Raw genomic sequence first — 22,182 nt, 5'->3', positions numbered from 1 at the left:
TCTCCGGGTTAACGCAAGTCGTCTAAAGAAACGCAAAAGGCCGCGGGGATCGCTCCCCGCGGCAGGGTTTTACGCAATTAACAGTTGATGATTGGCCAGCAGCGTCGCCAGATCCGTCTGGACGCCGTTCAGGGTCACCAGCGTGGTAGGCGAGAACTGACCGCCCGTACCGTCGAGGTCAACCTGGATTTCGGTATTGCTGCCGTTTTGCACCACGCGGATGTAATCGGTGATGTTCCCCGCGCTGCTGTCCAGCGTTGCCACCCCGTTCACATAGCTCGCCGAACCCGTGCCGGTATAACCGCTGTCGGAGAGCAGATCGCGCAGGTCGATACGGTCCGTATCCGCCGTGCCTTCCCAGGTGCCGACGGTAAAGCCGTTCACCACATCGTGACCGTTACCACCCGTGGCATCCGACGCGTTGATGAGCTTATAGAGCAACGTGTCGTGGCCGCCGCTGCCGATATTGAAGGTGTCGTTTCCGCCCCGGCCTTCGAACTGGTTATCACCGCTGTTGCCGGTAATGACATCGTCGAAGTCCGAGCCGTTGATCCCTTCAATGTTCAACAACCGCGTGGTGCCAAACCCGGTGTCCTGCGCCGTGGAGAGGCGTAAATCAACGGTAATGCCGGACGTTGCGTTACGGTAATCCACCACGTCCATCCCACCGGTGTTGCTCCAGGTGTCATAGTCGGAATGGGTATTCCAGCCGCCGGAACCGTTATAGGTATAGGTGCCATCCTCTGCAATAAAGGTGTCGTTATACCCGGTGCCGGTAATCGTTCCGCTGTGGCCGCCGGTGGCCGCTTCGGCAGTGAGCACGTAGCCCTCCTTACCGTTGCCCGCCTCCAGGCCGCTCCAGGTGACGTTATCCGACACGCCGTTAGTGATCTTGACGATCTCAGCCGAGTAGGTCTCATTCGGATCCAGCCCGTAGAAACTCACCAGCGCAGAGGTATCGTTCGAGCCGATACCGGACTGGGCGTTGATGATCTGCGAGGCCACCAGCACACCCGCGGCGTTATACAGATTGACCGTGTTGCCGTAGTAAGCGTTGATACCCTCACTGTCGACAATGTGCAGGTGCATCGCGGTGCCGTCGGCAATGGTTTTGCTGTTTTGCACCAGCACCACTTTGCCGTTTTGCTGCGACACCAGCAGATCCTGTGCGCCGTCCCAGTTGTAATCCACCGCAGCCACGCCGGTGACGTTGGCAAGCCCAGACGCCAGCTGGCTCGAGGTCCAGGTGGAACCGTAACCGTTGTTGGTGAACAGGGTCGCGGTTTGTGACGCGCCGTAGGTGCTGAGCTTGATGATGTCCATCTGCCCGTCACCGTTCCAGTCCACCGCCACCGACAGATACCCCGCCGTGGCGTTAGAGGCTTCTACCGCGCTCTTGGTCGTGGACAGCTGTCCTGCACCGTTGTTGTAGTAGATCACCCCGCCGGTGTTGTTGTAGCTGCTGCCCAAGTACAGATCCATGTAGCCATCGCCGTTGAAGTCCGCCCACGTCATGGAGGCTGCCGTGGTGGTATTCGCCGCGTTAACCACAAACACGTTGGTCAGGTTCTGGCCGATGGAGAGCGTACCGTTGCCGTTGTTATTAATCACCGTTAACGAGTACGCGCCGCTGCGGTTGGTGTGCTGCACAATGTCTACGGTGCCGTCGTTGTTCAGGTCGACACCGGAGATTTCACGTCCGGAGTCAAACTGACCGTAGAACCCACCTTCACCGCCGGTGCCATCCGGCGACAGGACGCCGTTGTTGTTCACCAGATAGGTCAATGAGTCCATACCCGCATCGCCGTACGCCAGATCCAGGTAACCATCCCCGTTTTTGTCGTACGCCACCACGCCGCCGTACCAGATGGTGGTTCCCATCGCCAGCTGGCTGGCGTTATAGGTGCTGCCATCGTAGGTCCACATCACCTGCGTAGAACCCGCGTAGGTGTTCTCCGTCGCAAAGATATCCTGCGTGCCGTTACGGTCAAAGTCGGCGGCGGTCTGGCTCACCACGTAATAGCCACGGGTGTTGCTCAGCGTATTGCCGGCATAGGTCGAGCTATCGCTGCTGGAGTAAGACTGGCCGTTAGCAATGATATTCCACAGGCCGCTGCTGTTCGTGCCGACGGTCATGGTCGAGTTATTCAGGTTACCCGCCGTGGTCGCCCAGTCGGTATTCACGGTGGTGGTATCAATCACCAGGCTGCCGTTGGCAATACCGGTGGTATTACCGTTGCCCGCGCTGCTCTTCACCTGAGCGGTGACGTTATAGCTCGCCACGCCCAGCGCATCGCTGTCCGGGATCTGCAGATACCAGGTGTTGTGATCCGGATCGACCACGACCGCACCGCCGGTCTGGGAGGTGTAGGTTTTCCCGTTCACCGTCACCACCAGGTATTCACCGTTCACCAGGTCTGCGGATACCGTACCGCTGACAATCGGCGTGGTATCGGAGGTGGTCTGGGCGGTAATTGCCGCCGTGGTGGTCGGCACGCTGGTATCGACATTCAGCACAAACCCGTCCGATTCCGTGTAGTTACCGGCTTTGTCGGTGACGCGCACAATGTAGGTGTGGTTGCCATCGCTCAGGCCGTTGTCCTGGAAGGACCAGCTGGCGCTGCCGTTCATGGTTACCTGACCAAGCAGAATGCCGTCGCGATAGAGCTGCACAATTTCGCCGTCGTCCGGGGCGCGGTTCAGCGTGCCGTTGATCAGCGGTGAGGTATCATCCGTCGCCACCGACGTACCGTACGTGCCCTGACGCTCGCCTTCACCGTCGGTGTAGCTCACCACGGTACCCACGGTGGTTGGCGGCGTAGTATCGACCGTCACCACCTGCGACGCGGTGGAGCCAACGTTACCCGCCTGGTCGATAATCCGCACCTGGTAGGTGTAGTTCCCGTCATCCAGATCGCGGGTATCGGTGTAGCTCCAGCGCTGGTTGGTGACCGTGGTGTCAACCCACGTATTCCCGCCGTCGAGGCTGATCTGCACGCGCTCGTCGTCTGCCAGCGCGCTACCGAGCGAACCGTTAATGGTCAGCGTGGTGTCCATGGTGATGAAATCACTGCCGGACTGTCCGGTATCGTCGCTGATGCTGTCGATAGTGACGCCGTACTGCGGCGCCTGCGTATCCACCGTTACCACCTGCGACGTGGTAGCCCCGACGTTCCCCGCCTGGTCGACAACACGTACCTGGTAACTGTAGCTATCGTCGGTCAGCGTGCGCGTGTCGTTATAGCTCCACTGCGTGCCGCTCACGGTGGCGTAGACCCAGGTGGTGCCGCCATCCATGCTCACCTGAACGTACTCACCCGCCCCCAGTTCAGCATCGAGCGTGCCGTGCAGGGTGTAGGATGTCGAGCTGGTCAGGAAGTCGTTATTGTCGAAGCCGGTATCCACGGTGATGTTATCCACGCTCACCGTGATCGCCGCATCCGGGGCCACCGTGTCAACGGTGACCTGCTGATGGGTGCTGGCACCCACGTTACCTGCGGCATCCACCACGCGAACGTAGTAGTCGTAGGTCTGGTTAGCCAGCGTGCGGCCATCCACGTAGTACCAGTTGTTGCCAGTGACAATCACGTTCTGCCAGGTCACGCCGCCGTCAATACTGATCTGGGCATATTCCCCGTCGGCCAGCGTCGCGCCGAGCGAGCCGTGCAGCGTCAGCGAGGTATCGCTGGTGATAAAGTCGCTGTTGCTCAGGCCGGTGTCATCGCTGATGCTGTCGATGGCGATCGTTTTGCTGGCGTCCGGCACAACGGTATCGATGGTCACTACCTGGCTTACGGTAGCGCTGATATTCCCCGCATCATCAATGACGCGCAGCTGGTAGTTGTAATCCCCGTCGGCCAGCGTACGGCCATCCACATAGGTCCAGCTCAAACCGCTGACGCTAACATCGGTCCAGTTCTGGCCGCCGTCGAGGCTGATCTGGACGTGGTCACCGCTGCCCAGCGCCGCGCCCAGCGTCCCTTTCAGGCTGATCTGCGTATCGCTGGTAATAAAGTCGCTGTCGGACAGACCGGTATCCTGGGAGATGGAGTCAACCGTAATGCTCGTTGCCACAGGCGCGGTCAGATCAATCACTACGTCCTGGCTGTCCGTTGCCCCCACGTTGCCCGCGTTATCGATCACCCGCACCTGGTACTGGTACGTATCGTCCGTCAGAGTGCGGCTATCGGTGTAGCGCCAGGTCGTGCCGGTGACGCTCAGATCACTCCACGTGGCCCCGCCGTCCAGGCTGATCTGCGCCTTCTCGTTGTTGCCGAGCTGCGCGGTCAGGGAACCGTTGAGGATAATCTGGCTGTCGTTGGTGATGAAATCACTCGCGCTCAGACCGGTGTCGTTTTGCAGGGAATCAATGCTGATCCCCATCGACGGCGCAGTCAGATCCACGGTAACGGTGTGGTTGTCGCTGGCGCTGTTGCCGATGGTGTTGCTCACCTGCGCGTTAATGACATACGCGCCGCCGTCTGCCAGCGCGGAAACATCTGCGCTGCCGAGCGTATAGCTCCAGCTGCCGTCATTCTGCACGGTCGTCGTATAGGACTTGCCGTTCAGGGTCACCGTCACCGTCTGGCCCGCTGGCGCGTCGGTAGTACCGCTGATCACCAGCGGCGTACCGTGTTCGGCGGCGCTGACGATGTCGTCCTGGGCAAAGGTGTTAATAACGATCGTCGGTACTTCGCCGTTCAGCGTCACGTCGTGCGTGGCGCTGCCCGGGTTGCCCGCCTTATCGCTCACCGAGGCGGTAAGGGTGTAATCCCCGTCGCTCAGGCCAAGGAAATCTCGGCCCGGTACGAAGACCGACCACGTACCGTCTGCCGCGACGGTCGCCTGATAGCTGTGGCCGTTAAAGGAGACGGTCACTGTCTGGCCCTGTTCCGCCGTAGTGGTGCCGCGGATGGTCTGGCCGGCCAGCTGCTCGGCGTTGTTGACAATATCGTCATCGGCCACGGTGCTGATGGTGACGGCCGGCGCGACGGTGTCCACCGTTAAGGTGTGCGTGGTCTGGCCGTGATTACCGGCTTTGTCATTGACCGACGCGGTCACCGTCAGCGCGCCCTGGCTGAGTGCAGCCAGGTCAGTGGCCGGAACATCCAGCGTCCAGGTGCCGTCATTCGCCACGGTGGCAGTGTAGGTTTTGCCGCCCAGGGTCACGGTGACGGTCTGGCCCGCCTCTGCACTGGAGGAGCCGTGCACGGTCAGCGGCTGCTGCGCTTCCGCTGCGTTCAGCACGTCATCGCCCGACAGCGTTGCAATGCTCACCACCGGCGCAGTGGTGTCCACGCTGATGCTGTGCGTTGCCGAAGCGCTGTTGCCCGCGCTGTCCTGCGCCGAAACCGCTACCTGATAGTTTGCGCCATCGGCCAGCGCACCCACATCGGCTGCCGGTACGGTGGTGCTCCAGCTGCCGTCGCTCTGAATGGTGGCCGTATAGCTCTTGCCGTTCAGGGTCACGGTCACCACCGTGCCGCTGGCAAACTGAGCACTGGAGCCGTTAATCACCAGAGACGTAGTGGCTTCTGCTGCGTTGATCACGTCATCGCCGCTGAGGGTATTAACCGTCAGCGCCACGGAGGCAGTATTGACCACCACGTCGTGGGTCTGGGTGCTGCTGTTGCCCGCGCTGTCGGTGATGGTTGCGCTGAGGGTCACGGTGCCGTCATTGAGCGCAGAAATCACGCTCGCCGGTACGCCCACGCTCCAGTTACCGCTGGCATCAACGGTGGTGGTGTACTGGTTTGAACCCAAGGTGATGACGACCTTATCGCCTACGTTCGCGCCGGTGGACGTGCCGCTGACGATCTGCGCCTGCGCATGTTCCACGCTGTTGATGACATCATCGCCCGCCACCACGTTAAAGCTGACGGTCGGCGGTGTGGTATCCAGCGTAATCGCTTTGTTCGCGCTGCCCGGGTTACCCGCCGTATCGCTGACGCTCACCTGCACCGTATAGCCATTATCAGCCAGTGCGGACAGATCGGCGGAAGGTACGTTGACGCTCCAGGTGCCATCCGGTTGTACCTGGGCGGTATAGCTGTTGCCGCCCAGCGTCACGGTAACCGTCTGCCCGGCTTCTGCCGTGGTCGTGCCGGAGACAGTCACACCAGCGGATGCTTCGCTGCCGTTTATGACGTTATCGCCAGCAACCGTATCAATGGTGACGCCTGGCGCGGTGGCATCTACGCTGTACTCACGCCCTGCGGACGCACTGTTGCCGTGCGCGTTGGTGACGCTCACCTGCACGCTGGCATCGCCGTCTTTCAGGCCCGCGAGATCCGCGGACGGCACGGTGGCGGTCCAGTTGCCGTCGGCATCGACGGTGGCGGTATAAGACTTGCCGCCAAAGGTGACGGTAACGGTCTGGTTTTCTTCCACATTGCTGGTGCTACCGGAGAGCACCAGATCCGCACCTTTCTCCGCCGCGTTAATCACGTCGTCGGTGGCGATGGTGTCAATGCTGATGGCGACCGCGGTCAGATCGACCGTGACGTCATGGCTGATGGTCACCGGGTTGCCTGCTGCGCTCTGGCCTGCAACGGTGACGGTGACCGTACCAGCAGCCAGCGCCCCGACGTCTGCGGCCGGGATCGCCGCGCTCCACGTACCATCTGCCAGCACGGAAGCCGCATAGGTTTTGCCATTCAGGGTCACGGTGAGCGTTGTGCCCGCCGCCAGCCCGTCGCTGGAGCCGGTGACGATCAGGTTCTGACCATGTTCGATGCTATTGATCACATCGTCGCCCGCCACGGTGTCCACACGCAGACCCGGCAGGTTGGCGTCGATGGTGATATCGCGTTCGCCCGTACCGGTGTTGCCGTGGCCGTTGGTGACGGTCGCTGATACCGTTAAATCGCCGTTGCCCAGCGCGGTCAGGACCGACTCCGGCACGCTTACGGACCAGCTCAGATCGCTCTGCACCGTCGCGGTGTAGCTGTTGCCGCCAATCGTCACGGTTACGGTGTTGCCCGCTTCGGCATTCGCCACGCTGCCGCTGATGGTCTGGCCCGCCGCCACTTCCGCCGCGTTAATCACGTTGTCGCCCGCCACGGTATTAATGGTGACGGTCGGCAGTGCGGTGTCGACCAGCAGGTTCGCCGTATTGCTCACGCTGTTGCCCACGCCGTTGGTGGCGGTCGCGTTCAGGGTGTAGTTCGCCTGTCCCAGCCCCGCCAGGTCGGCGGCCGGAACCGTCAGGCTCCAGGTACCGTCTGCCGCCGTGGTGGCCGTGTAGTTTTTACCGTTCAGGGAAACAGTCACCACGGTGCCTTCTGCCAGGTTGGCGCTGGTGCCGCTGACGTTCAGATCCTGGCCTTTCTCCACCGCATTCAGGATGTTGTCATCGCTGATAGTGTTGAAATTAACCGAAGGCAGACCGGTATCGACGGTCACACTATGGGTGCCGGTGCCGGTATTGCCCGCCGCGTCAGTGACTGACGCAGTCACGGTCACGCTGCCGTCGCTGAGACCGGAAATGACGCTGGCCGGGACCCCCACGCTCCAGTTGCCCGCCGCGTCCAGCACGGTGGTGTAGCTCTGGCCGCCAATCGTCACGGTGACCTTATCACCCGCCGCCGCGCCGGTGGCAATGCCGCTGATGATTTGTGCCTGGCCGTGTTCTGCGATGTTAATGACGTCATCGCCCGCGATGGTGCTGATGGTCACCTCAGGCACGGTCACGTCCACCGTCAGATTGTGATCAACCGACGCCGGGTTACCCGCCTTGTCGCTGACCGATGCGGTGACGGTCACGCTGCCGTCGCTGAGCGCCGCCAGATCCGCTGCCGGGACGTTCAGCATCCAGTTACCGTCTGAACCGACCGTTGCGGTGTAGTCCTTGCCGTTCAGGCTCACGGTCACCGTCTGGCCCGCTTCCGCGGTGCTGGTACCGGAGACGGTCAGGTCGGCCTGTGCTTCTGCGGCATTAAGAATGTCGTCCGTCGCAAGGGTGTTGATGGTCACGGACGGCGCGGTGGCGTCCACGCTGTACTCGCGACCTGCGGACGCGCTGTTGCCATTGACGTTGGTGACGCTCACCTGCACGCTGGCGTCGCCGTCTTTCAGACCAGCAAGATCCGCCGCTGGCACGGTAGCGGTCCAGTTGCCATCGGCATCGACCTGCGCAGTATAGATTTTACCGCCCATGCTCAGGGTGACGGTCTGCCCGGCTTCCACGTTGGTGGTGGCGCCAGAGAGCACCAGATCCAGGCCCTTCTCCGCCGCGTTAATCACGTCGTCGGAGGCAATGGCATTGATGCTGATGGCCACCGTTGCCAGATCCACGGTGACATCATGGCTGATGGTAATTGGGTTACCCGCCGTGCTGTCGCCGGTGACGCTGATCTTCACGGTGCCTTCCGGCCACGTGCTCACGTCCGCCGCCGGGACCGCCGCGCTCCAGGTGCCGTCCGCCAGCACCGTTGCAGAATAGTCTTTCCCGTTGACGGTCACGGTCAGTGCGGTGCCTGGGGTCAGCCCGTCGCTGGAGCCGGTGATAATCAGATTCTGGTTGTGCTCAATGGTGTTGATCACATCATCGCCCGCCACGGTGTTCACACGCAGGCCCGGCAGGTTAGCGTCGATGGTGATGTCACGTTCGCCCGTACCGGTGTTGCCGTGGCTGTTGGTGACGGTCGCGCTCACGCTCAGACTGCCGTTGCCGAGCGCGGTCAGAACGTCGGACGGCACGCTTACGGACCAGCTCAGATCGCTCTGCACCGTCGCGGTGTAGCTGTTGCCACCAATCGTCACGGTTACGGTGTTGCCCGCTTCGGCATTCGCCACGGTGCCGCTGATGGTCTGGCCTGCCGCCACTTCCGCCGCGTTAATCACGTTGTCGCCCGCCACGGTGTTGATGGTGACGGTCGGCAGTGCGGTGTCGACCAGCAGGTTCGCACTGTTGCTCACGCTGTTGCCCACGCCGTTGGTGGCGGTCGCGTTCAGGGTGTAGTTCGCCTGACCCAGACCCGCCAGGTCGGCGGCCGGAACCGTCAGGCTCCAGGTACCGTCTGCCGCCGTGGTGGCCGTGTAGTTTTTACCGTTCAGGGTCACGGTCACCACGGTGCCTTCTGCCAGGTTGGCGCTGGTGCCGCTGACGTTCAGATCCTGGCCTTTCTCCACCGCGTTCAGGACGTTGTCATCGCTGATGGCGTTGAAATTAACCGAAGGCAGACCGGTATCGACGGTCACACTATGGGTGCCGGTGCCGGTATTGCCCGCCGCGTCAGTGACTGACGCAGTCACGGTCACGCTGCCGTCGCTGAGGCCGGAAATGACGCTGGCCGGGACCCCCACGCTCCAGTTGCCCGCCGCGTCCAGCACGGTGGTGTAGCTCTGGCCGCCAATCGTCACGGTGACCTTATCGCCCGCCGCCGCGCCGGTCGCAATGCCGCTGATGATTTGTGCCTGTCCGTGTTCTGCGATGTTAATGACGTCATCGCCCGCGATGGTGCTGATGGTCACCTGAGGCACGGTCACGTCCACCGTCAGATTGTGATCAACCGACGCCGGGTTACCCGCCTTGTCGCTGACCGATGCGGTAACGGTCACGCTGCCGTCGGCTAAACCTGCCAAATCCGCCGCCGGGACGTTCAGCGTCCAGTGACCGTCTGAACCGACCGTTGCGGTGTAGTCCTTGCCGTTCAGGCTCACGGTCACCGTCTGGCCCGCTTCCGCGGTACTGGTACCGGAGACGATCAGGTCAGACTGTGCTTCTGCGGCATTAAGAATGTCGTCCGTTGCAAGGGTGTTGATGGTCACGGATGGCGCGGTGGCGTCCACGCTATACTCGCGACCCGCCGACGCGCTGTTGCCATTGACGTTGGTAACGCTCACCTGCACGCTGGCGTCGCCGTCTTTCAGACCGGCAAGATCCGCCGCTGGCACGGTGGCGGTCCATTTACCGTCTGTCCCCACGGTGGCAGTGTAGCTCTTGCCGCCGAAGGTAATCGTGACGGTCTGGTTCGCTTCCACGTTCGAGGTGCTGCCGGAGAGCACCAGATCCGCGCCCTTCTCGGCCGCATTAATCACGTCGTCGTTGGCAATGGCGTCAATGCTGATGGCGACGCTTGCCAGATCCACCGTGACATCGTGGCTGATGGAGACCGGGTTACCCGCGCTGCTCTGACCTTCAACGGTCACAGTGACCGTGCCTGCAGCCAGCGCCCCGACGTCCGCCGCCGGAACCGCTGCGCTCCAGGAGCCGTCGGCCAGCACCGTCGCCGGGTAGGTTTTGCCGTTTACGGTGACGGTTAACCCCGTACCCGGCGTCAGACCGTCGCTGGAGCCGGTGATAATCAGGTTCTGCCCGTGCTCGATGGTGTTGATCACATCATCGCCCGCCACGGTGTCCACACGCAGGCCCGGCAGATTGGCATCGATGGCAATATCGCGCTCAGCGGAGCCGCTGTTGCCCACATTGTTGGTCACGCTGGCGCTCACCGTCAGTTCGCCGTTGCCCAGCGCCGTCAGATCCGATTCCGGCACGTTGACAGACCAGGTGAGATCGCTCTGCACCGTGGCCGTGTAAGTGTTGCCTCCCAACGTCACGGTCACGGTATTGCCCGCTTCGGCATTCACCACGGTACCGCTGATGGTCTGCCCGGTTGCCAGCTCTGCCGCGTTAATGACGTCGTCACCCGCGACGGTATTGATGATCACCCCCGGCAGAACGGATTCCACGTTCACGGTGTGCGAGGTACTGGCACTGTTGCCGACGCTGTCCGTGGCTGACGCGGTGACGCTGTAAAGCGCTTCACCCAGTTGCCCCACCTCGCTCGCCGGAACGGTGGTGCTCCAGAGACCGTTATCATCCACCGTCGCGCTATACGCTTTGCCGTTGAGCATCACGGTAACAACCGCACCTGCCGTCAGGCCGGTGGCCGTACCGGTAATGGTCAGATCCTGCGTTTTCTCGGTGCTGTTGATCACATCATCACCGGACACGGTATCGATGGTCAGCACCGGGGCGGTCAGGTTCACCTCCACGTCATGGGTCGCGCTATTGCTGTTACCGGCTTTATCAGTCAACGCGGCGGTGATGGTGTAATCGCCCGCGGTCAGCGCACTGACGTCCGCCGCAGGTACCCCCACGCTCCAGTTGCCTGAGGCATCCACGGTGGCGGTATACGATTTGTTGTTAATGGTGACGGTAACCACATCGCCCGCTTCGGCGCCGGTCACGGAACCGGTCACCATCAGGGCCTGCGCATGCTCGGCGCTGTTGATCACGTCGTCGTCGGACACGGTGTTAATGGTCAACTGCGGAACCGTGATATCCACCAGCACGTCGCGATCCGCAGAGGCCGGGTTGCCCGCTTTATCGGAGACGGCGGCACTGATGGTGTAGTTGCCGTCCACCATGCTGCTCAGGTCCGCAGACGGCACGGTAACGCTCCAGCTGCCGTTGGCCTGTACGGTGGTGGTGTAATCCACGCCGTTCAGGGTCACGGTAATGGTCTGGCCCGCTTCGGCGTTGGTCACACCCTTGATGTCCAGATCCTGCTGCGCTTCAAGCGCGTTGATGATGTTGTTATCGCTGACAATCTCAATGGAAACCGTCGGCGCGGTAGCGTCCACGCTGTATTCGCGGCCTGCCGACGCGCTGTTGCCATTGACGTTGGTGACGCTCACCTGCACGCTGGCGTCGCCATCTTTCAGGCTACCCAAATCAGCCGATGGTACGGTGGCGGTCCAGTTGCCGCTGGCATCCACGGTGGCGGTGTAAGACTTACCGCCGAAGGTGATGTAAACCGTCTGGTTTTCTTCCACGTTAGTGGTGGAGCCGGACAGCACCAGATCCGCCCCTTTTTCTGCCGCATTGATCACGTCATCGGTGGCAATGGCGTCAATGCTGATAGCCACCGTCGCCAGATCCACGGTCACGTCATGGCTGATAGTCACCGGGTTACCGGCGCTGCTCTGGCCGTCAACGGTCACGGTGACCGTGCCCGCATTCAGCGCGCTGACATCTGCGGCAGGGATCGCTGCCGTCCAGGTGCCGTCTGCCAGCACCGTGGCCGCGTAGGTTTTACCGTTGACGGTGACCGTCAACGCCGAGCCAGCGCTCAGCCCCTCGCTGGTACCGGTGATAATCAGGTTCTGCCCGTGCTCGATGCTGTTAATCACATCGTCGCCCGCCACGGTGTCCACACGCAGGCCCGGCAGGTTGGCATCAATGGTGATGTCACGCTCGCCATAACCGGTGTTGCCGTGGCCGTTGGTGACGCTGGCCGTCACGGTCAGATCCCCGTTGCCAATGGCGGTTAACACGTCAGACGGCACATTCACCGACCAGCTTAAATCGTCCTGAACGGTTGTCGTATAGTTGTTGCCGCCAATGGAAATCGTGACAGTGTCACCGCTCGCGGCACCGCTCACTTTCCCGCTCAGCGTCTGGCCAGACGCCACTTCCGCAGCGTTAATGACGTCGTCGGTGGCAACCGCATTAATGGTGACAACTGGCAGCGCGCTGTCCACCAGCACGTTATGGCTTGCGCTCGCGCTGTTGCCTGCCGTATCGGTCACGCTCGCCGTCACGGTGTAGCTGGCTTCACCCAGCGCCGAGACGTTGGCTGCCGGAACGGTCATGCTCCAGTTGCCGCTGGCGTCGGTGGTGGCGGTATAACTGATACCGTTCAGGGTTACGGTGATGGTGGTGCCGTCCGGCTGATTGCTGGTGCCGGAGAGCAGCAGATCGTCGCCCTTTTCGATCGCGTTAATCACGTCATCGCCCGCAAGGGTGTTGATGGCGATAACCGGCGCGGTCAGGGAGACCGTAACATCATGCGTGGCGGTGGTGCTGTTGCCCGCTTTATCGGTGAGCGTTGCCGAGAGGGTCTGATCGCCGCTTACCAGCGCGCCGACGTCCGTGGCCGGAATGCCGGTGCTCCAGTTCCCGGAGGCGTCCAGCATGGCGGTGTAGTCTTTGCCGTTGAGGGTGACGGTAATCACGTCTCCCGCCTGGGCACCCGTGACCTTACCTGAGACGATCAGCGCCTGGCCGTGTTCGGCGATATTCAGGATGTCATCACCCGCCACAACGTCAAACACGATCTGCGGCACGGTGGTATCCACCAGCACGGCCGCATCGGTGCTCGCCGGGTTGCCGGCTTTATCAGAAACGGATGCCGTGACCGTGGCATTACCGTCGGCGATGCCCGCAAGATCTGCCGCCGGGACGTCGAGCGTCCAGCTACCGTCTGCCTGCACCTGCGCGGTATAGGTGTTGCCATTGAAGGCCACGGTCACCGTCTGGCCCGCTTCGGCGGTGGAGGTACCGCTGAGGGTCAGATCCTGCGCCGCCTCTGCCGCATTCAGGATGTTGTCACCGCTGATGGTATTGAGGGTGACCGTCGGCGCGGTGGTATCCACGCTGTACTCGCGCCCCGCCGATGCGCTGTTGCCGTTAACGTTGGTCACGCTCACCTGCACGCTGGCATCGCCGTCCTTCAGGCTGCTCAGATCCGCTGCCGGAACGGTGGTGGTCCAGTCGCCGTTGGCGTCTACCGTCGCCGCATACGTTTTCCCGCCCAGGGTAACGATCACGGTCTGTCCCGCCTCAACGTTGGCCGAGGTGCCGCTGAGCACCAGGTCTTCACCTTTTTCCGCCGCGTTCAGCACGTTGTCAGCGGTCACGCTGTTAATGCTGATGGCGACCGGGCTGAGATCCACATCAACGACGGTGCCAATCATGACCGGGTTGCCGGAGGTGTCCTGCGCGCTGGCGCTGATGGTCAGTGAACCGTCAGCCCATTGGGAGACGTCCGCCGCAGGCACGGCCGCCTGCCAGGTGCCGTCCGCCAGTACCGAGGCGGAATAATCCTTGCCGTTAATGGTGACGGTAACGGTGCTGCCTGCCGCCAGATCGGTGCTGGTGCCCGACACAATCAGGTTCTGACCGTGCTCGATGATATTGATGACGTCATCGCCTGCGACCGTATCAATACGCAGGCCCGGCAGCTGGGCGTCGATGGTGAAGTCCAGCGAGGAAGAGCCGGTGTTGCCGTGCACGTTGGTGACGCTGGCCGATACGGTCAGTTCGCCGTTGCCAAGCGCGGTTAACTGGCTCTGGGTTAACGGCAGGCTCCAGGTGAGATCGTCCTGAACCGTGGTGGTGTAGGTCTGGCCGCCGAGAATAATAGTGACAGTGTCACCTGAAGCAGCATTAGTAACCTTACCGGTCAACGTCTGCCCCGTGGCCACTTCCGCCGCGTTAACGATGTTATCGCCCGCCAGCGCGTTGATGATCACAACCGGCAGCGAGCTGTCCACCAGCACATCGTGCGTGGTTGAGGCACTGTTGCCCACGCTGTCGGTGACGCTGGCAGTCACGGTGTAATGTGCCTCGCCCAGCGCGCTGACCGCAGAGGCAGGCACGGTGACACTCCAGTTGCCGCTGGCGTCGGTGGTCGCGGTGTAGGTGATGCCGTTAAGGCTAACGGCAATCGTCGTCCCTTCCGGCTGGTTGCTGGTCCCGGAAAGCAGCAGATCCTCGCCTTTCTCAGTCGCATTGATCACATCATCCACCGCCAGGGTTTTGATAGCGATTTCCGGCGTCACGGTGTTGACCACTACGTCCACTGCGCTACTGCCGGTATTACCGGAGCGATCGGTCACCGAGACGTTAACGGTCCAGGTCCCGTCTGTCAGACCCTGTACAACGGAGGCTGGCAGGCCGAGGCTCCAGTTCCCCGCCGCATCCACCACGGTGGTGTACTCCACGTTATTCAGGGTGATGGTCACCAGGTCACCCGCTGCTGCACCGGTGACCGACCCGCTCAGGATCTGCGCCTGTGAATGTGCGAGCTGGTTAACGGTATTGGTGTCGGTGACAAAATCGTTAATGGTTACCTGCGGGACGGTCGCATCCACCAGCCCAACGCGGTCTGCGCTGCTGCTGTTGCCTGCCACGTCACTCACGGTTGCCGTTACCGTGACGGTGCCGTCGGTCAGCGCGCCGAGATCCGCAGCCGGTACGTTCACTGTCCAGGTCCCGTCACTCTGGACCGTGGTCTGATAGTGCTTGCCGTTCAGCGTAACGGTAACCGTCTGTCCCGCCTCAGCATTGCTGCTGCCGCTTAAGATCAGATCCTGCTGCGCTTCGGCCGCATTAATGATGTTGTCGTCGGTCAGGTTATCGATCGTAATGGACGGCGGTAAGATATCCACGGTCACCACGCGCGACGCGTCGGCGCTGTTGCCGCTGACGTTCGTCACGCTGACGCTGACCTGCGCCCGTCCGTCAATCAGCGTCTCCATGGCGCTGGCCGGCACGGTCAGGCTCCAGGAGCCATCCTGCTGCACCTGCGCGGTAAAGGTCTGGTCGGCGAATTTCACCACCACGGTCTGCCCGGCCTCTACGCCCTGCGTCTGGCCCGACAGTACAAGATCGGCGCCTTTTTCAGCCGCATTCAGCATGTCATCGCTGCTGACGGTATCGATGGTCACCGCCACGGCGTTCAGATCCAGCTCGATGGGGTGCTCAGCTGAAACGGTATTTCCCCAGGCATCTGTCGCGCTGACGTGAACAGTGATATCCCCTGCCGTCCAGCCCTGCAGATCGGACGCCGGGACGCCGATTTGCCAGCTGCCATTGGCGTTGACCACGGCGGCATACTCGACGCCGTTGATGGTGACGGTGACGTGCGTGCCCGCTGCCAGGTGGGTACTGGAGCCGGTCACGGTCAGATCCTGCTGCTGCTCGATGGCGTTGATCACATCATCGCCAGAAATGGTATTCACCCGCAGGCCAGGAAGCTCGGCGTTGATGTTGATATCACGCTCGCCGCTGCCGGTGTTGCCGTGGGCGTTGGTGACAGAAGCGGTAAAGGTTAACGCCCCGTCGCCAAAGGCCTTCAGATCGGCTGACGAAATGGTCACGCTCCAGGTCAGATCGCTGCCTACCGTAGCGGTGTAGCTCTTGCCGCCCACTGAAACAGAGACCGTGTCGCCCGCCGCCGCGCCGGTGACGCGCCCGCTCAGGGTTTGATCCACCGCCACTTCAGCGTTGTTGACCAGGTTGTCACCGGCGAAGGTATTGATAATCACCTGCGGCAGTACGGTATCCACCAGCAGCGTCGCTTCGGCGGAGCCGCTGTTACCGGCGGCATCGGTGCCGCTCACGCTGACGGTGTACAGGGTGTTTGCCAGGTTCAGAACGTCAGACACCGGCACCTGAACTGACCAGATGCCGTTATTAACGGTGGCCTGATAGCTCACGTTATTCAGCGTGACGTTTACCACGCTGCCGTCTGGAAGGTTGCTGGTGCCGCTCAGACTCAGCGGCTGCATCGCCTCCTGCGCGTTCAGCACGTTATCCTGGCTGATGGCATTCAAGGTGAATTCCGGTGGGTTGCCGCTCAGAGTAATGCCGTGGGTGGCGTTACCGGTATTGCCCGCCGCATCGGTCACCGAAACCGCAATGCTGTGGTTACCTTCCCCCAGCGCGCCAATGACTGACGCCGGTACGCCTACGCTCCAGCTGCCGTTCGCCTGCACCACGCCGGTAAAGCTCTGGCCGCCAACGGTCACGGTGACCACATCGCCTGCTGCGGCTCCGGTCGCCTGGCCGGAAATAATCTGCGCCTGGCCCTGCTCACTGGTGTTGAGAATATCGTCGCCCGCGACGGTATTGATGGTCACGACCGGGGCGACAGCATCCACGGTGAAATGAGCCTGGGTGGATGACCCGTTCCCGGCTTTATCGCTGACGTTCACCGTCAGGGTGTGTTCACCATTCGCCAGCGACTGCACCTCGCTGGCTGGCAGCGTGACGGACCAGGTACCGTCGCTGCCCACCGTGGTGGTATGATTTTTACCGTTCACTGTCACCGTGACAATCTGACCGGCTTCCGCCGTGGTTTTCCCGCTCAGCGTCAGCGGCTGATGGTGTTCAGCGGCATTGATAATATTGTCCTGCGCGACAGTATCGACCGCGATGGTCGGTGCCGCAGTATCCACGCCAATCGTCTGACTGCCGTTCACGGTATTGCCCGCCGCGTCCTTGCCGCTGACGTTCACCGTCCAGGTGCCGTCGCCCAGCGCCTGCGCATCCGCCGCAGGCACCTTCACGCTCCATGCGCCGTTTGCACCCACCTCAGCCGTATAGGATTTGCCGTTCAGCGTAACGGTCAGCTGTGTTCCCTGCGCCAGGTTCTTGCTGGCACCAGAAAGCGTAAAGCCTGCGGACTGCTCGCTGGCGTTGATGACGTTATCCCCCGCCGTGGTTGCCAGCGTCACGCTCGCCACGGCAGTATCAACGGTCACGGTGATGCTGCCTGCGGAGGTCGTTTTACTGCCGTCGATCTGCACGACTGACCAGGTATGTTCCCCGTCTGTCTGGGTCGGCAGTTTTACCGTCCAGGTGCCGTCTTTACTGACCATCGCGCTGGCAAGCGTATTGCCGCTGCTGTCTTTGATCTGAATGGTCGCGCCCGGTTGCCCGGTACCGCTAAAGGTTGGCGTGTTATCGTCGGTGATCGCATTTGCACTCAGCACGCCCTGCTTGTCTCCCGCAAGATCGGTGAGCATGAAGGTTGGCGTTGCGCTCTCAACTTCTTTCGTATTATCAATAACTTTTGTTTTTGTTTCGCCGTCACCACCGTGAGCCAGCAGTGCCCCAATAGCACCACCGCCTAACGCCGCCCCCGCAATCCAGCCCCATGGCGCATCACTCAATATGCTCTCCTGGGTCAGGAAAGGTTCAATGCTGCTAATCGGTGTGGCTTGCGCGGTTAATTCAGTAACGGCTGCGCCTGACGCTTCCCCGGCATCGGCAAAAGAGATATGTGTTAATTCCTGATTATCGTTAAATACCAGTTCAGACTGGTTATGGGTTTCAGGATCTTCAACGAAATAGTTATTGCAGCGAATAACGCTGCCATCTTTCATATAAATGAGAAGGTCTTTCCCCTGGCGGACGTAACGCACCACGTCCTGTGCAGAACCCTGGATTTCAATCACGCTCGGAGAGGAAATGGAGACCGACAGATTTCCTTCGCCGGTTAATTTCGTTTTCTCCGCTGTCTTGCGAATGATGACATCTACAACTTTTACGTTACTCATATTTCTCTCCTTGCAGGTGCTCGGATTCCTGTGGATATGTCCACCAGATGGATGTAGCTATCCCTGGGAAATTTCACCCATTATTTTCAGATTTATTTCGCGCAGAAAGGCGCGGCTTTTTTCAACTCAAATCGGGTAATTTTGCGGCAGCGTTTTTTTCTACTCCAATAAGCGTCATGAGATTATCAACAGCAGAGGCGTAATTAATTGCCGCGCTCCAGCCATCATATTCGGCCATTATTTTGGCAGACGTGGCCTGCCAGACATCCTGTTCTACGCTGAGCAAATCATTAATGCTCCGCTTGCTCAGGGTGTATTCGTTTTTGTAGACCGCGCGGGCACGTAACGCGTTTTCAAGCTGTAAGCTTCCGGCGGCCATTCTTCCACGCGCGCCGGTCCAGTCTGCCTGCGCGACGGAGGCTTTTTGCAGCACATCAAACCGCGCCTGATCGACCTGAGAGGAGGCCATCGCCCTGGTGCCTTCAGCCTGACGAACGCGTGCCGAAACGGCGCCGCCCTGATACAGCGGTGCATCGATATTGAGCTGGATCTGGTCATCCCAGTAAGCGCGGTTATCCGACTCATAACGCGTGCGGCCTCCTTTCAGGCTTAACGTTGGCCAGTGCTGAGATTTTGCGGTTTCCACCCCATACTGGGCTGAACGCTCCATATTCTGCGCGGCCATTACCGCCGGTATCAGCGAGTAATCGATCTGGTTGACGGCATTCTGCTCTACGGCAAGCTTCTCAGGGACCGGTGAATAGGCTTCAGCCTGCATGCCCGTCAACACCGCGAGCCTTGCGCGGGCGCTGTTGAGCGCGGCGTTGTACTGCTCCACCGTCGCCTGCATACCGGCGATTCGCGTGCGGGTCTGCAGCTCATCGGAGGTTGAGCTTACGCCTGCATCCGCGCGCAGTTTCGCCAGCTGCTCCACGTTTTTGAGGGCCTGCACATTCTCTTTAGCCGCCTGCAACAGATCGCTATAACGTCTGACCTCCACGTAGCTCAGCGCGGTTTTTTCCGCCACGGCGGTGAGCGTCTCCATCAGCTGATAGCGATAGCTATCGCGTCGCGCTGAAGACTGGCTGATGCTGTTATTCGTCTTGCCAAAGTCATAAATGAGCTGCGTAAGGCTTAATCCCCATGCCGCTGAATTTCTCAGTGAACCGCTGGAATCGGTGGTTTGGCTATGGCCCGTACTGCCGTTCAGCGATATTTGCGGCATCCATCCGCTACGTGCTTCATCTATTTGCGCCTGACCAATCCCCAATTGTGCCGCCTGCTGGCTGACCGACGGATCGCGATCGATGGCAAAAAGAATACTTTCTTTTAATGTTGTCGTCGGCACCGTGGCAAAACCCAACGCGCCGCTATTGGCATAGGTCGTATTAATGCATGCCGAAATTAACACCAGCACTGCGGATAATCGGACCCACTTATAATTTCGCTCTCTCATCATTTATATCTCCCTGAGTCTGCGAATGGTTTAACCCTTTACCCAAAAAGAGGTATAGATAATCAGAAAAATATTATTAATCCCCCGTACTGAATTTCGGGTAATAGCTCCCCATACCCATTTCCATTGGAGATGAGAGCCGACCTTAGCCTAATATGAATTAAGAATTTACTTACTTCTTAACTGATTCGCAGCATAACAAAATGTGGTATAGGCAACTACACCCACAATGTTAATGTGGTGTTACAATTAAGAAAAATCATGGGGTTTCTGGACAAACTCTTAAAAATGACCTTTCAAATGAAACTAATAAAGTCATTGTTATTTAAGTGAAATTTAAAAATACCCGGATGTACATTTTTGCGTTAATTTCCACGCGCGTCAGACACAAAGATTTTCAAAGAAATGTCAACTTAAGTAGCGCCGCCCTATTTATTGGCATAAAAAGCCGTTAAAATTCACTTTTGTGGAATTTTGTTGGTTTAAATAGTTTTTTAATAGACCAACAAACCAGTAAAGCGAAGCTAACTGGTTACAAAATCCAAACGGCCAGATAAAACATCGTTATAACATATTGATTACCCTTAGAAACCGTTCACTTATATTTAATCAATAACAGCTCAATTATCACGCAAATGAACTAATGTGCGGTTGCCCTTTTCTCTGCGACAAAATGCTGTATTATGCGAACTATTGCGACATTTTGCAGGATTGCTGCCATGCACAAAACCGCGCGTCAAAAATATGTGCTCGACATCATCAGCGAGCAGGGACAGGCCAGCATCACTGAGCTGGCAGAAAAGCTGCAGGTCTCTGCGGATACCATTCGCCGCGATCTAACGGACCTCGAAAAACAAGGGCTGGCGCAGAAGAACCACGGAGGCGCTATCGCGCTCAATCTTTCGGCCATGAATCGCCAGGGCAGAAATACGCTCCTGCCGGCGACCAAGCAGCGGCTGGGAAAACAGGTGGCACAGCAGATTCCGCCGGGCTCTACGCTGTTTCTGGATGCGGGCAGTACGGTCATGGCGGTGGCCTCTTTTCTTCAGGGGCCGCTGACGTTGATCACCACCTCGCTGGATATCGCCCACGCTTTTAGCGACCGGGAGGATATCGAACTGATCCTGCTCGGCGGGAAATGGGATCAGAAGCAACGCCTGTTTGCTGGCGGTGCCACCCTCTCCCTGCTTTCACGGTATCGGGCGGATATCGCCATCCTTGGCGCCTGCGCCCTTCATTCATCACTCGGTCTGAGTGCCGGGACGGAAGCCGATGCAGAAGTCAAACGGGCGATGCTTGCTGCCAGCCAGACGCACTGGATCGTCGCAGACCATCTGAAAGTCAACCGCTGTGAGCCGTACCTGGTGTGCGGGTTAGACGAAATTCATCAACTGTATTTAGATCGTCCCTGGCCTGAGCTTGGGGACCAGAGCACCGTGCCCGTCACGGTTTGCGCTCATTAACGTGGAGAAGGTCATGAGTAAAATGAAGACAATCAACATTGCGCTGATCGGGTATGGTTTTGTCGGTAAAACCTTCCATGCCCCGCTCATCCAGTCTGTGGACGGGCTTACGCTGGCGCTGGTTTCCTCCCGTGATGAGGAGAAAGTTAAGCGCGATCTGCCGGACGTGCAGGTGGTTGCTACCCCGGAAGAGGCCATTACGCACCCGGATATTGACTTGGTGGTGATCGCCTCCCCTAACGCCACCCATGCTCCGCTGGCCACGCTGGCCCTGAACGCCGGAAAACACGTGGTGGTGGATAAACCCTTCACGCTCGATATGCAGGAAGCGCGCGATCTTATTGCCCTGGCGGAGGAAAAGCAGCTTCTGCTCTCCGTGTTCCACAACCGCCGCTGGGACAGTGATTTCCTGGGCATTAAGGACGTTATCACACAGGGCACCCTCGGCAAGGTGAAACTGTTTGAGTCGCACATTGACCGCTTCCGCCCGGAAGTGCGCGTGCGCTGGAGAGAACAAAACGTACCGGGAAGCGGGCTGTGGTTTGACCTGGGGCCGCACCTGATCGACCAGACGCTACAGCTCTTTGGTCTGCCTGACTCGGTGCAGGGGAATATCGCGACGCTGCGCGACGGCGCAGAAGTGAACGACTGGGCGCATGTGGTCTTAAACTACCCTGATCATAAGGTTATTTTGCACGCCAGCATGCTGGTCGCCGGGGGTACCGCGCGCTTTACCGTCCATGGGGATAAGGGCAGCGTAGTGAAGGCCCGTATCGATCAGCAGGAAGCCCAGTTGCTGACCGGCATCGTTCCGGGAAGTGAAACCTGGGGTGAGGACAGCGACAGTATGGTCTTCTTTGGGGCTGACGGCGCGCCGCAGACCATTACCACGCCGAAAGGCGATCAGCGCCAGTATTACATTAATGTGCGCGATGCTCTGCTCGGGAAGATTGCCAATCCGGTTCATCCTGTCGAGGCATTAGCGGTGATGGCGGTACTGGAAGCGGCGGTGAAATCGTCAGAGACCGGGTCAACGCAGGGACTGGCATTAACAGCTGAAGAGCGTGCTCTGCTGCAATAAAAAAACGGGTTTTGTAGATACTGTTATGCCACGCAAGCATTTTTCTCGTGCAGTGTGGCATCGAACGGGCGTCCTGATTTCAGGACGCCATACGCCACCTGCGCCAG

4 protein-coding genes are annotated in these 22,182 nt (G+C 59.8%); 2 read left to right on the top strand and 2 right to left on the bottom strand.

Annotated features, from left to right (window positions below):
* Positions 1 to 69: 69 nt before the first annotated feature.
* Together AC2FAK_RS11770 and AC2FAK_RS11765 are read right to left on the bottom strand one after the other, a co-directional pair.
* The gene (locus AC2FAK_RS11770) at positions 70 to 18,075 is read right to left on the bottom strand and encodes an Ig-like domain-containing protein (RefSeq protein WP_485453294.1); all 18,006 of its coding nucleotides are present in this window, start codon (positions 18,073 to 18,075) and stop codon (positions 70 to 72) included.
* Positions 18,076 to 18,196: 121 nt separating this feature from the next.
* Positions 18,197 to 19,534 (bottom strand): TolC family outer membrane protein, encoded by a 1,338-nt coding sequence (locus tag AC2FAK_RS11765; protein ID WP_013096692.1) that lies wholly within the window; start codon positions 19,532 to 19,534, stop codon positions 18,197 to 18,199.
* Between the two features lie 716 nt (positions 19,535 to 20,250).
* Between AC2FAK_RS11765 and AC2FAK_RS11760 the strand changes: the two genes are divergently transcribed.
* A complete protein-coding gene (locus AC2FAK_RS11760; protein WP_095455173.1) occupies positions 20,251 to 20,994 on the top strand; it encodes a DeoR/GlpR family DNA-binding transcription regulator in 744 nt (247 codons plus the stop codon).
* 13 nt (positions 20,995 to 21,007) lie between these two features.
* Positions 21,008 to 22,075: an oxidoreductase gene (locus tag AC2FAK_RS11755; protein WP_095455172.1), complete on the top strand. Its 1,068-nt coding sequence runs from the start codon at positions 21,008 to 21,010 to the stop codon at positions 22,073 to 22,075.
* Positions 22,076 to 22,182 lie beyond the last annotated feature (107 nt).

The organism is Enterobacter cloacae complex sp. 394F7 (assembly GCF_057320385.1).
This window is presented reverse-complemented; position numbering and strand designations above follow the sequence as displayed.